We start from the raw sequence: 13,318 nt of genomic DNA, 5'->3' as shown, positions 1-13,318 counted from the left end.
AACTACTCATGCCGCAACGCCCGAACAGGATCGGTCTGCGCTGCCTTGATCGCCCGGAAGCTCACCGTGAACGTAGCGATGAGCAGCACGACCAGTCCCGCGCCCACGAACACCAGCGGCTCGATGTGCGTGCGGAACGCGAAGTTCTCCAGCCAGCGGCCTACACCGAGCCACGCGAGGGGCACGGCCACGAGGGCGCCCACGAGCACCAGCAGCAGGAAATCGCGGGTGACCACCCAGGTGATACGCAGCGTGTCCGCACCCATGACTTTCCGGATGCCGATCTCACGCGTGCGTTTCTCGGCGGTCCAACTGGCGAGCGCGAAGAGGCCGAGGCAGGCGATGAAGACCGCGAGCAAGGAGAAGATGCCGACGAGTGAGGCGAGGCGGCCTTGCGCTTCGTACTGCATGTTGAGCTGATCATCGAGGAACTGGTACTCGAAGGGGAAGTTGGTGGTGCGGCTGTTCCACTCCTTGCGCGCGGCTTCGATCACCGGGGTGGGATCCCCGCCTTCGGTGCGGATGTAGATGTAGCGCAGCCACTGGCCGATGTCGGTGGTCATGTCGAACACGAAGGGTTGCACGGCTTTGAAGAGCGGATCGAACGCGAAGTCCTTTGTGACGGCGATGATGCGCTCCTCGCCGTGCGGCGTGTCCATGCGATCACCGATGGACTTGGTGGGATCGTCAGGGTGCAGCTGTTTGGCGAAGGTCTCGTTGACGATCACGCTGAGCGAATCATCGCCGGGGAACTCGCGCGAGAACCAGCGGCCGGCCAGGAGTTCGATGTCCATGGCCTGTTGGAATTCGGGGTTCACGTAGAGGCAGGGCAGGTAGGTCCACTTGCCCTGTTCCATGGTGCCCCAGTTGAACTCGTGCGTGTTGTGCTTCTTGCCGATGATGTCGTTGGCCCAGCTCACGGCCTTCACGCCGCTGATCTTCTTCAGCTCGGGGAACACGGCGAGGTACACGTCGCTCATGGGCGCGCGCACGGGGATCAGGATCACCTGCTCCTTGTTGAAGCCGAGGTCGACGCTGCGCAGGTGGTCGTGCTGGCGCTTCACGAAGACGGTACCGATGATGAGCACCAGCGCGATGGCGAACTGCACCACCACCAATGCTTTGCGCAAGGCCTGCCCGCGTGAGGTGCCGCCGCTGTTGCCCTTCAGCACCACCGCCGGTTGGAAATTGCTGAGGAAGAAGGCCGGGTAGATGCCGCTGAGCAGACCGAGCAGCACCGCAATGCCAAGGACTCCGGGCACAAGCATCGAGGGCAGGGGAATGGTTTCGCCTGCCAGCGAATTGAACGCGGGCATCAGCAGCTTGATCAGCAACAGCGCGAGCAACGCCGCGATCAAACTCATCAGCACGCTCTCCAGCAGGAACTGCGTGATCAGCTGACCACGCGCCGCGCCCGCCGCCTTGCGCACACCCACTTCCCGTGCGCGGTACGCACTGCGCGCCGTGGCGAGGTTCATGAAGTTCACGCCCGCGAGCACGATGATGAAGAAGCCGATCGCCCACAGGATGTTCACGCTGCCCTTGTCGCCGTTCTGGTGCATCTCGAAATCGAGCTTGCTGGTTAGGTGGATGTCGGCAAGCGGCTGTAGCTCGTGGCCGATCTGGTTCTTGAGGAAGTCGGGGTAGTACTTCTGGATGAAGTCGGGGAACACGCGGTCCACCTCGGCTTTGGTGATGCCCTCCTTCAGCCGCACGTAGGTCCAACAAGGGTTCCACACCCAGTTGTTCTTCTCGATGTTCCGCCAGAATTGCGTGATGGTGTAGAACGAGACCAGTCCCTCGAACTGGATGTGCGAATTGCGCGGGATCTCGCCAAGGATGCCCGTCACCTGAACGTCCATCGCGTTGTCCCACTTCATCAACTGGCCCATGGGGTCGGCGTCGCCGAAGTACTTCTTCGCCAACTCCTGCGAAAGCACGATGCTGCCGGGCTTGGTGAGCGCCGTATTAGGATCGCCTTTGATGAGCGGATAGTTGAACATGTCGAACACGGTACTGTCCACGAGGTAGAGTCCGCTCTCGGTGAACATCTTGTCGGTGCTGAGACTATCACCTACCTTCAGCGTGTGCTGCGGATCCTGGAAATCGAACCAGCGGCACTGGCGTTCGATCAGCTCGGGGTGGTCGCCCAGCAGCGTGGGACCCAAGCCGAAGACCATGCTGCTGCTGTGCTCGCCCTGGCCCTCCATCTCGATCTCGCCCACCACGCGGTACACGCGCTCAGTGTGCGGCACGAAGCGATCGAAGCTGCGCTGGTACTGCACGTACAGCCCGATGAGCACGAAGCACGCGATGCCCGTGGCCAGGCCCAGCAGGTTGATGAGGGTATAGAGCTTCTGCTTCCAGAGGTTGCGGAAGCCGGTGAGGAGGAGGTTCTTGAGCATGCGACGAGGGGTGACGCAAGGTGCTGCGCCTTCATCGCCCTCGCCTTGGAAGTGTGCGCTGGGGTTGCGGGAGTGACGGATGGTTCATGCGCACCGCCATTCGACCTTTGCAGTGCCCGGTCGTCTCACCTGCATTCCCTTCGCATGCGCCACCTCAACTCCATCCTCTTCGTCCTGCTCACCATCTCCATTCACGCCCAGACGGACACGATCACCGTGGGCGCGCTGGAACGGACCTACACCTTGCGCCTGCCTTCAAACTACGATGGCAGCACGGCGCTCCCGTTGGTCATCGCCATGCACGGCGGATTCGGAAGCGGCACGCAACTCGAGAACCAATCCCAGCTCAGCGTGAAGGCCGAGCAGGAAGGCTTCATCGTGGTCTACCCCGACGGCGCCCCCAGCCCGATCAACATCCGCACTTGGAACGCCGGCGGCTGCTGCGGCTACGCCATGAACCAGGGCATCGACGATGTCGGCTTCATCGACGCGCTGCTCGACACGCTCATCGACGCATACAGCATCGACACGCTGCGCATCCATGCCACCGGCATGAGCAACGGCGGCTTCATGAGCTACCGGTTGGCCTGCGAGCTCAGCGAGCGCATCGCCGCCATCGCTCCCGTGAGCGCCAGCATGACCATCGCGGCGTGCGAGCCCGTGCGACCGGTGCCCGTGATCGGCATCCACTCCTACCTCGATACCAGCGTGCCTTACCTCGGCGGCATCGGCGATGGCGTGAGCAACCATTACAACTCGCCCCAGGACAGCGTGCAGACCGCCTTTGCCCTGCATGCCGATTGCGCGGTGCTCAACGACACCATCCAGCACGATGCGCAACTGACCGTGGTCCGTTGGCACGATTGCGATTGCCAGCAGGAGATGCTGCTCTACATGACCCAGGACGGCGGCCACAGCTGGCCCGGCGGCAACGGCACGGGCATCGGCGACCCGCCGTCACAGACCGTGAGCGCGAACGACCTCATGTGGGACTTCTTCCAGCAGCACTCGCTCGATTGCCTGAGCACGCCGGTCGTCACCGCCCCAGCGCCGGCATCAGGCATCACGATCGGTCCGCAGCCGACCGATGGCTTCGTGCGCATCAACGGAGATGCGCTCATCGGTGTGGCGGTTCACGATCCGGCCGGAAGAGCGGTGGAACGATTGCATGTGTCGCCAGCACCCTCCATCACCATCGATTTGAGCGGCATGCCCGCCGGAACCTATACGCTCTTGATCACCGATGCGCGTCAGGAAGTGGCGATCCGGAAGCTCATCCTGCTCCGCTGAAGCCTGATACTCGTGGGTCCATCGGGCACGAACGAGGGGAGTTTGAATTCACCTCCGCTACCGTGCTCGAGCGCGTTCACCGCCGAGAGTCCGGCTTGATGCGCTGAGACATGCTCCAACGAAAGAGCCCCGGCAAATGCCAGGGCTCCCATCTTGATCGTTGATGGCCTTAGGCCTTCTCTACGTTCACTGCATTCGCACCTTTCGGGCTCTGCTCCACTTCAAAGGTGACCTTGTCTCCTTCGTAGAGTTGCGCACGGGTGCCGGTCTTGTGGACGAACACGTCCTTGCCGCCCTCATCGGGGGTTATGAAACCAAAGCCTTTCTCCGTGTTGAAGAACTTCACTGTACCACTTGACATTGTACTGACTGTAATGCGTCCCGGTCGAAGCAGGACTTGTTGCAACCCGGCAATAGCGCCGGAGTGTTGGGGGCAAGGTAGGCCCTGAGCGCTCGTCAGCCCGGCGATCGCAGGAATAAATGCCGCATCGCGCACAAAACATCACAATTCAGCTCGCCCGCGACGGCATGGCCTACATTGTTCCCATGCCCGGCGACGCAACCGGGCACCCGAGGATCCCTGGATGATCCAATCCCGGTCAAGGTGCCGGGCCGCACGGGCTGGTTGGCCCGGCGCTGTTCATCCAATGCTAGACGGTTCGTGCCATCCGAAACGGCGAAGAGACCATGCGCCCTCAAGCACCTCAACAAACCCATCCGATGGACGACCTCAATCCGACGCAAGGGAAAAACTCGCTCTTCATCCCTCCGAATCGCTGGGGCCATAAGAAGATCAAGCTGAAGAACCGGTTCAAGCAGCTGAATGACGCGGACCTTGATTTCAGCCCGGGCGAAGAGCACGAGCTCAGCGTGCGCCTGCAACAGCGCCTGGGCATGCAGGCCGACGAACTCCACTCCTTGATCGATTCCCTATGAGCCGCACCGCAGGAGCCCCCCGATATGCAGGCCCGCCGGGGAGCCGGGCCTTCGCCGTGAACGTGCGGTCCCGCGTGCATGCCTACTTCTCGGAGACCGGCACGCCCCTGAAGGCCGACGGCCGGCTGGCCATCAAGGTGGCTGCCATGCTCACGGTCTTCCTGGCGCCGCTCATTGTCGTGCTCGTCGTCCCCTTCACGGCATGGGCCGCCCTGCTCATGGCGTTGGTCATGGGCATCGGAATGGCGGGCATCGGAATGGGCGTGATGCACGACGGGCTGCACGGCGCGAGTTCCAGCAAGCCCTGGGTGAACGAGCTCCTTGGCGGCACCATGTACCTGCTCGGAAGCGATGCCTTCACCTGGAAGCTCCAGCACAATGGGGCGCACCATACCCATACGAACGTGGATGAGATCGATCAGGACATCGACCCTCCGGATCTGCTGCGCTTCAGCGAGCACGCGCCGCGCTGGCGCATCCACCGCTTCCAGCATATCTACTCCTTCTTCTTCTACGGGCTGCTCACTCTGGTGAAACTGGGCAACGATTTCTTCTCGCTGGCCAGGGCATCCCGCGATCCAGGCAATCGTAGCCACAACTTCCCCTTGCACTTCGCGGGAATGGTGTCCGTGAAGCTCATCCATCTCTTCCTCTTCGTGGGGTTGCCGTGGCTGCTCACTCCGTTCGCGCTCTGGCAGGTGCTCATTGGTTTCCTGGCCATGCACTTCACTTGCGGCCTGATCCTGGGCACCGTGTTCCAGCTGGCGCATGTGGTCGAAGGCGCCCAGCAGCCGCTGCCCGATCCACAGGGCGTGATCAACAACGACTGGGCCGTGCATGAGCTGCTCACCACCGCTGATTTCGCGCCGCGCAGCAAACTCCTGGCATGGTACACCGGCGGGCTCAATTTCCAGATCGAGCACCACCTCTTCCCCTACATCTCGCATCTGCACTACCCCGCCATCGCGCCAATCGTCGCCCAAGTGGCGGCCGAGCATGGCCTCGCCTACAACGTGAAGCCCACGCTCGCATCCGCGATCCGGTCGCATGTGCGGCGATTGCGGCAATTGGGCGGAAGTGCATCCTGAACGACCTCAAGCTCCAGCGATCCCGAGGCGATCCGAACGACCGCGCGCTCTGCACGGGTTTCCTCATTCATGCCGCAGCGCCTTGACCGGATCCGCCACCGCGGCACGGTACGCCTGAACGGTGACCGTGAGCACAGTGACGGACAAGGTGATCAGCACCGCTGCCGCGTACAGCATGGGAGAGATCTCCGTGTGGTAAGCGAAGGTCTCCAGCCAACGCCCGATGGCATAGAAAGCCAACGGGAAGGCCACGAGCAATGCGAAACCGAGAAGCACCACGAACTCGCGGTTCATGCGCTTCACGATGTCGGCGAGCGGTGCGCCCATCACGCGGCGGATGCCGATCTCGCGCGTGCGCTGCTTGGCGGTGAAGTACGCCAGTCCATAGAGGCCCATGATGGTGAGCAGGATGGTGAGCACGGCGAACGATGTGAACACCCGGAATAACTTGTCCTCTGCCTGGTAGAGCTGCGCGATGCTGTCCGTGAGGAAGCTGGCCTCCCAGGCATCGTTGGGCCGCAATTCCTTCCAGCGCGCCTGAAGGGCTTCAAGCTGCGCTGCCGGATCACCTGGGGCAAGCCGCAGCACCAGGTTGGACACGCCGTAGCGGCGATCGCTCTGGAAAAGGCACATCGGCTCGATGGGCGTGTGCAAACTGGCATAATGGAAGTCCTTCACCACGCCGATCACGGAAAGCTCCTGCTCGCTGCTGTCCCCGGGGACGTAGATCTTCTCCGCGAGCGGGTCCTTCCAACCGAAGCTGCGCACTGCGCTCTCGTTCACCACCACCGCGCGGTCGTTGTCGCTGGCGATGGATGGATCGAACATGCGGCCGGCCACCAGTTCCAGGCCCAGCACCCCCGGGAAATCGGGGTCAACGTTCATGGTGGGCATGGGCTTGTCCACCTTGCCATCCGGCGTTACCACACGCAGCACCCATCGGCCCCCGCTATTGCCGGGCAGGCTTTGCGTGAAGGCCGCGCCGGTAACGAAGCTCTCGCGCATGAGTTCCTGCTTCACCGGGCGAAGGGCGTCCCACGCCAGCGTATCCGGCCCCGGCGGCTGAGGCATGGTGATGGTGAGCAGGTTCTCCTTGCGGAAGCCCATGTCGGTGCTGCGCAACCAGTGCAGCTGGGCGAACACCGCGAGCGTGCCCACGACCATGAATAGCGCGATGGCGAATTGCGCGCCCATCAGCACCTTGCGCACGCGCTGCCTCCCCGCTCCGCTCGCGATGCCTTCCTTCAGAAGCAGCTGCGGCGAAAAGCGCGAGAGGAAGAACGCGGGATAGCTTCCGGCCACGACGCCGATGGCCAGCACGATGAGCCCCACGACCGCGAAGAAGCTGCCGCGCAGCAGGTAGCCCATGCCGATCTCCTTCCCGGTGATGGAGTTGAACGCGGGCAGGCAGAGCCACAGCAATCCCAGCGCGACCACGATGCCGATGACCGCGATGAGCACGCTGCCGCCGATGAACTGCGCCACCAGTTGCCCTCGCTGCGCGCCGCTCACTTTCCGCAGCGCCACTTCCTTGGCGCGGCGCGTGGCGTCGGCGGTGCTCATGTTGATGTAGTTGATGCAAGCGATGGCGAGGATCAGCACGGCCACGATGGCGAAGAGCGTGACGTAGGCCTTGTTGCCCTTCTTCGGCGTATCGTAGATCAGCTCGTTGTTGAAGTGCACGTCGCGCAGCGGCTCCAGGTTGAAGCGGATATCGCCCTTGAAGCCCCAGCCCTCCCAGCGCGGGAGGATGTGCTTCGCCACGAAGGCATCCATCTTGCCCTGGAATCCGCTCGCGCTCGTTCCAGGCGCAAGCACCAGGTAATTGAAGCAGCTGTTGTTGCCCCAGCTCTGCGCGAGCTGCTCCTTCGCCTCCGGCGGCAATCCCAGGCGGCTCATGAAAACGCCCATGGGGATGTGCGTGTTCCCGGCCTTCTCATCGATCACGCCCGCCACCTTCAGGGTGCGGCCGTTGCGCGCCACGAGCTTGCCGATGGGATGCTGCGCGCCGAACATGCGCGTGGCCATCTCCTGCATGATCACGATGTTGTCCGGCTCATCGAGCGCATCGCGCCCGCCGTGCGTGAAGGTGAAATCGAAAGCGCGGAAGGTGCTGGTGTCGGCGTTGTAGCCGTTCTCCGCACTGAAGCGTTGGCCGTTGTATTCGAGCGTGGTCTCGCCAAGCTGGAAAAGCGATACGCCTGCTTCTATCTCGGGATACTCCTGCAGGAGCACCTCCATGATCGGGAACGGGGTGATGCCGAAGTCATCCTTCGTATCGCCGAAGTGGTAATGCGCCTGGATGCGGAAGATGCGGTCGGCCTTCCGGTGGTGCGCATCGAAGCTCAGCTCATCCTGCACGTAGATGTAGATGAGCAAGCAGGCCACCACGCCAATGGCCAGTCCGATGATGTTGAGCGCGGCGAAGAGCTTGTCGCGCTTGAGGGTGCGCCAGGCGATCAACAGGTAGTTGGCGAACATGCTGGCAAGGTGGCGCGCGCAGCCTTGAGGAAAGGCGTCGGAGTGCGATGGCGTTGGAGGCGTGACGGGCGGTTGAGCAGCAATCCTGGTCAGCCGTTGATCCGCAAGGGCGAAGCCTGTAGCGTCTGAGACTGGCAAGTGGATGCTACGATGCATCGGACCTGGGCGACATCGTGCCGCGCCCCCTGCAGCCAAGAACCGGGCATGACATTCATCATGCGAGCAGCGAAGGTGCCAGGTACTTTTGCTTGGTGATGCCCCGCATCTTGCTCCTATTGCCCATTCTTTGGGTGCAGGGGTTCTTGGTGAGCCCAGACCTGATGAGGATGCCGCTCCTCTTCGTGCACTTCATGGAACACAAGGCCGCTTCAGAGGACCTCGATCTGGCTTCGTTCATCGTGCTGCACTATGCGGACGATGAGCACCGGGCACAGGATCACAGCGACCACGAGAACCTCCCGTTTCACCACCATCATGGGGCTGGAATGGACCAGGCATCGGCCAAAGTGCTCGCCAACGAGCCTTTGCGACGAGTGAGTTTCCCCGCGCTTTCCGCACTATCACCGATAGCGCTGCCCTTTGACCAGGATGTGCTTGCCGGACACCATCCGGAGCTCCTGCGTCCGCCCCGAACCCTGGCCTGATCCCAGGCCGGTCACAGCACTGCTTCCTGTTCCGGTCGAGCCGATGAGCCGCCCCGCGCGGTTCGCGGTGCATTCAACCGCTAACGGAACTCATCCATGCTGGACCGCATCATCGCCTTTTCCATCCAACAGAAGCTCATCGTGGGGCTTCTTGTCCTGGGCCTCATCGGGTATGGCGCCTACAACGTCACCCGGTTGCCGATCGACGCCGTGCCGGACATCACCAACAACCAGGTGCAGGTGATCACCGTGAGCCCGTCGCTGGGCGCCGGCGACATCGAGCGGCTCATCACCTTCCCCATCGAGCAGGCCACGCGCAACGTGCCCGGCATCATCGAGCAGCGCAGCTTCAGCCGCTTCGGCTTGTCGCTCGTCACCATCGTGTTCGACGACGCCACGGATGTGTACTGGGCCCGTCAGCAGGTCACCGAGCGCCTCACCCAGCTCACCATCCCCGAGGGCTTGGGGCGACCGGAGCTTGGGCCGGTATCGAGCGGACTGGGCGAGATCTTCCAATACGTGGTAAGGCCCAAGCCCGGCTACGAAGGCCGATACGACGCCACCGAACTGCGCACCATCCAGGACTGGATCGTGCGGCGTCAGCTCATCGGCACCGAAGGGGTCGCCGACGTGAGCAGTTTCGGCGGCAAGCTGAAGCAGGTCGAGATCGCCGTGGACCCTGAGCGGCTCGGTGCCATGGGCATCACCATCGCGAATGTGTTCGATGCCGTGGCCCGCAACAACGCCAACACCGGCGGGGCGTACATCGAGACCGGTCCATCCATGCTCTTCATCCGGACGGAGGGCCTGCTGGAGGACATGGAGGCCATCCGCACCATCCCGGTGAAGGTGCTCCCCGATCGCACCCCGGTGCTGCTGCACGATGTGGCCGAAGTACGCCTGGGCACCGCCACCCGCTACGGTGCGATGGTCTACAACAACGAAGGCGAAGCGGCCGGCGCCGTGGTGATGATGCTGAAGGGGGCCAACTCCAGCGAGGTCATCAAGAAGGTGAAGGAGCGTATCGCGCAGATCGAAAAGACACTGCCTGAAGGTGTGATGATCGAGCCCTTCCTGGACCGCACCAAGATGGTGAACAACGCCATCCACACGGTGCGGACGAACCTGATGGAAGGCGCGCTGATCGTGGTGCTCATCCTCGTGTTCTTCCTTGCCAACCTGCGTGCCGGGCTGGTGGTGGCCTCCGTGATCCCGCTGGCCATGCTCTTCGCCATCATCCTGATGAACCTGTTCGGTGTGAGCGGCAACCTGATGAGCCTGGGCGCGCTCGACTTCGGGCTGATCGTGGACGGCGCGGTGATCATCGTCGAGGCCGTGCTGCACCGGCTCCATGGCCACGGGCATGGCTTGGGAACGGGCAGGCTCGATCAGCAGCGGATGGATGAGGTGGTGCGCGGTTCCGCAAGCCGCATGATGAACTCGGCGATGTTCGGTCAGGTGATCATCTTTATCGTGTACCTGCCGATCCTCTCCCTGTCGGGCATCGAAGGCAAGATGTTCAAGCCCATGGCGCAGACCGTGGCCTTCGCCGTGCTGGGTGCCGCGATCCTCTCGCTGACCTACGTGCCGATGATGAGCGCGCTCTTCCTCAGCAAGAAGCTGGACCCGCCCGCCACATGGACCGATCGCATGATGGAGCGCCTCGGGAACGCCTACCGCACCTGGCTCAACAAGGCCATCGGGAAGCCCATGCGGCTAATAGTGGCTGCGGTGATGCTGCTCGTGTTAGCTGGGGGCATCATGGCCTCCTTGGGTGGTGAGTTCATCCCCGAGCTGGAGGAGGGCGACTTCGCGATCGACACGCGCCTGCTCACCGGCAGCTCGCTCACCAACACCGTGGAGACCTGCCAGAAGGCGGCGGGCATGCTTAAGGCACAGTATCCCGAAGTGGAGAAGGTGGTGACCAAGATCGGCAGCGGCGAGATCCCCACCGATCCCATGCCCATCGAAGCGGCGGACATGATGGTGATCCTGAAACCCAAAAAGGACTGGACCAGCGCGAAGACCTTCGATGAACTGGCCGAGAAGATGGGAAGCACCCTGAGCGTGTTGCCCGGTGTCACCTTCGGATTCCAATACCCTGTGCAGATGCGCTTCAATGAACTGATGACCGGCGCACGCCAGGACGTGGTGTGCAAGATCTACGGCGAGGACCTTGATACGCTCGCGGCGTATGCCCACAAGCTGGGTGAACTGGTGAGCAGCGTGGACGGCGCCAAGGACCTCTACGTGGAAAGCGTGGGCGGGCTGCCACAGATCATCGTGACCCACGACCGTGCCGCGCTGGCCCGTTTCGGGCTCGATGTGGAAGCGGTGAACGATGTGGTGCGTACGGCCTTCGCGGGAAGCGTGGCCGGACAAGTGTTCGAAGGCGAACGCCGTTTCGACCTGGTGGTGCGCGCGCGTTCGCAGAGCCGGTCGGACCTGAGCGATGTGCAACGCCTGCTGGTTCCCACGCCCATGGGCAAGCCCGTGCCGCTCTCCCTGCTCGCCCATGTGCGGATCGAGGACGGACCCAACCAGGTGCAACGCGAGGATGCCAAGCGCCGGATCACCGTCGGCTTCAACGTGCGCGGGCGCGATGTGCAATCGATCGTGGAAGAGCTGCAGGGCAAGGTGGATGCCCGGTTGAACTTGCCTGTAGGCTATTACACCACCTACGGCGGAGCCTTCGAGAACCTGGTGGAGGCCAAGCAACGGCTGAGCGTGGTGGTACCGCTGGCGCTGCTGCTGATTCTGCTGCTGTTGTACTTCGCCTTCGGCTCCTTGAAGTTGAGCCTGCTGGTGTTCAGCGCCGTACCGCTATCCGCGATCGGTGGCGTGTTCGCCTTGGCCGGACGTGGCATGCCGTTCAGCATCTCAGCGGGCGTGGGCTTCATCGCGCTCTTTGGGGTGGCGGTGCTCAACGGCATCGTGCTCATCAGCGAGTTCGAGCACCTGCGGAAGGAGGGCCTCGCCGACCTGGCCGAACGCATCCGCACCGGCACCGCCAACCGCCTGCGCCCCGTGCTGATGACCGCGAGCGTGGCCTCGCTCGGCTTCCTGCCCATGGCCCTGAGCAACGGCGCCGGTGCGGAAGTGCAACGCCCGCTGGCCACCGTGGTCATCGGCGGCCTCATCACCGCCACCCTGCTCACGCTTTTCGTGCTGCCCTCCTTGTACATGCTCGCGTACCGCAAGCCGAGCATGCAAGGACCGAAGCGACCTTCCTCTTTGGTAGCCGCAGTGCTGCTGGCACTGGTGCTCCTTCCCACGTCTGCCTTCGCACAAGATGCACCGCGCATGATCACCCTGGAGCAAGCGGTGGAAAGCGCCATGCGCAAGAACCTCAGTTTGAAGAGCGCGGTGCTGCTCAGTGAAGCCGAGGAAGCACTCGTCGGCGCCGCTTGGGACCTGCCCCGCACCAACCTCGACTTCGAGTATGGCCAGATCAACACCAACGTGAACGACGATCGCATCAGCCTTTCGCAGAGCCTCGCCTTCCCCACGGTATACATGCAACGGCGGAAGATGCTGAAGCACGGTGCAGCCGGTGTCCGCTGGGAACAAGCGATGCGCGAACGAGATGTGCGTGTGCAGGTGGAGCAGACCTACCACGAAGTGCTGGTGCTTGGTGAGCAGTTGCGCTTGTTGCAGGAGGCAGACAGCGTATTCGCCCTTGCCGTTCCCGGAGAAGAACATCGCTTCGACCTAGGCTCCAGCAATGTGCTGCAACGTGCCACCGCGCGGACGCAAGCCATGCTGTTGCGTGCCCGCGCGCAGCAGGTCAGCGCTGAATTGGGGCAGGCGCGCACCCGCCTTGCGCAATTGATGAACAGCGATGGCAATGTGACCGCTTCGCCCCTTCCGCTGAAACGGACCGTTGCCGTGATGCCCGATGAGAGTGCGGTACTGAAGCATCCCATCGTGCGGTCGGCCACGGAACAGGAAGCGGCTGCAGATGCCCGCTGGCGCATGGAACGATCCAACCTGCTGCCCAACCTTACGCTCGGGGTATCATCCATGACGCTGTACCAATCGCCCTCCGTGCCCGATGGATCGTTGATCTACGGCCGCGACGACCGCTTCACCATGGTACGCGCCGGCATCGGGGTGCCCTTGTTCTTCGGTGCACAGTCCGCGCGCAACAAGGCCGCACGACTGGATACAGAACGTGCGACCAACGAGACAGAGTCTCTGGAACAGGAGGTCCGCACACGACTGCATCAGGCGCAACAACGCTATACCGCCCATCTCGCACGTGTGGAGGCTTTTGAGCAAGGAGCCACGCAGGAAGCCGAACTGTTGAGGCGCTCAGCGGAGGAAGCGTACCGCAACGGCCAGATCGATCGCATGGAATGGAGTCTTCTGATCGGCCAGTCCATCACCCTTTCCATGGAGTACCTCGATGCGCTCCGGGCACTCGGCCGCGCCAGCATCGAGCTCAACGCCTTCAACGGATTCTAACCACCCG

8 protein-coding genes are annotated in these 13,318 nt (G+C 62.8%); 5 read left to right on the top strand and 3 right to left on the bottom strand.

The features are described 5' to 3' along the window. Positions 1-2: 2 nt before the first annotated feature. On the bottom strand, positions 3-2,405 hold the full coding sequence (locus IPK70_10895; protein ID MBK8227668.1) for an ABC transporter permease: 2,403 nt from the start codon (positions 2,403-2,405) through the stop codon (positions 3-5). 144 nt (positions 2,406-2,549) lie between these two features. Here IPK70_10895 and IPK70_10890 point away from each other — a divergent pair, with 144 nt between their 5' ends. Then, positions 2,550-3,695, top strand: a complete 1,146-nt coding sequence (locus IPK70_10890; protein ID MBK8227667.1) for a phospholipase — start codon at positions 2,550-2,552, stop codon at positions 3,693-3,695. A gap of 169 nt (positions 3,696-3,864) precedes the next feature. On the opposite strand, the gene IPK70_10885 is transcribed toward IPK70_10890, so the two are convergent. Then, complete coding sequence (locus IPK70_10885) at positions 3,865-4,056, bottom strand: cold-shock protein (GenBank protein MBK8227666.1); 192 nt, start codon at positions 4,054-4,056, stop codon at positions 3,865-3,867. A 359-nt stretch (positions 4,057-4,415) separates the two neighbouring features. Here IPK70_10885 and IPK70_10880 point away from each other — a divergent pair, with 359 nt between their 5' ends. Further along, positions 4,416-4,631, top strand: coding sequence for a general stress protein CsbD (locus tag IPK70_10880; GenBank protein MBK8227665.1), 216 nt, complete (start codon positions 4,416-4,418; stop codon positions 4,629-4,631). After that, positions 4,628-5,719, top strand: coding sequence for an acyl-CoA desaturase (locus IPK70_10875; GenBank protein MBK8227664.1), 1,092 nt, complete (start codon positions 4,628-4,630; stop codon positions 5,717-5,719). Before IPK70_10880 ends, IPK70_10875 begins: the two co-directional genes overlap by 4 nt. Positions 5,720-5,782: 63 nt before the next feature. Here IPK70_10875 and IPK70_10870 read toward each other — a convergent pair whose 3' ends face one another. Next, positions 5,783-8,200 (bottom strand): ABC transporter permease, encoded by a 2,418-nt coding sequence (locus tag IPK70_10870; protein MBK8227663.1) that lies wholly within the window; start codon positions 8,198-8,200, stop codon positions 5,783-5,785. Positions 8,201-8,454: 254 nt separating this feature from the next. Here IPK70_10870 and IPK70_10865 point away from each other — a divergent pair, with 254 nt between their 5' ends. Beyond that, positions 8,455-8,844, top strand: a complete 390-nt coding sequence (locus IPK70_10865) for a hypothetical protein (GenBank protein MBK8227662.1) — start codon at positions 8,455-8,457, stop codon at positions 8,842-8,844. 96 nt (positions 8,845-8,940) lie between these two features. After that, positions 8,941-13,311, top strand: a complete 4,371-nt coding sequence (locus IPK70_10860) for a CusA/CzcA family heavy metal efflux RND transporter (GenBank protein MBK8227661.1) — start codon at positions 8,941-8,943, stop codon at positions 13,309-13,311. The last annotated feature ends 7 nt before the right edge of the window (positions 13,312-13,318 follow it).

It is taken from the genome of Flavobacteriales bacterium (assembly GCA_016712535.1).
Taxonomy (GTDB): Bacteria; Bacteroidota; Bacteroidia; order Flavobacteriales_F; family PHOS-HE28; genus PHOS-HE28.
This window is presented reverse-complemented; position numbering and strand designations above follow the sequence as displayed.

Excerpts from the sequence above, each read along its gene's own strand:
- IPK70_10895 (MBK8227668.1), bottom strand. The coding sequence starts at position 2,405 with ATGCTCAAGAACCTCCTCCTCACCGGCTTCCGCAACCTCTGGAAGCAG.
- IPK70_10890 (MBK8227667.1), top strand. The coding sequence starts at position 2,550 with ATGCGCCACCTCAACTCCATCCTCTTCGTCCTGCTCACCATCTCCATT.
- IPK70_10885 (MBK8227666.1), bottom strand. The coding sequence starts at position 4,056 with ATGTCAAGTGGTACAGTGAAGTTCTTCAACACGGAGAAAGGCTTTGGT.
- IPK70_10880 (MBK8227665.1), top strand. The coding sequence starts at position 4,416 with ATGGACGACCTCAATCCGACGCAAGGGAAAAACTCGCTCTTCATCCCT.
- IPK70_10875 (MBK8227664.1), top strand. The coding sequence starts at position 4,628 with ATGAGCCGCACCGCAGGAGCCCCCCGATATGCAGGCCCGCCGGGGAGC.
- IPK70_10870 (MBK8227663.1), bottom strand. The coding sequence starts at position 8,200 with ATGTTCGCCAACTACCTGTTGATCGCCTGGCGCACCCTCAAGCGCGAC.
- IPK70_10865 (MBK8227662.1), top strand. The coding sequence starts at position 8,455 with ATGCCCCGCATCTTGCTCCTATTGCCCATTCTTTGGGTGCAGGGGTTC.
- IPK70_10860 (MBK8227661.1), top strand. The coding sequence starts at position 8,941 with ATGCTGGACCGCATCATCGCCTTTTCCATCCAACAGAAGCTCATCGTG.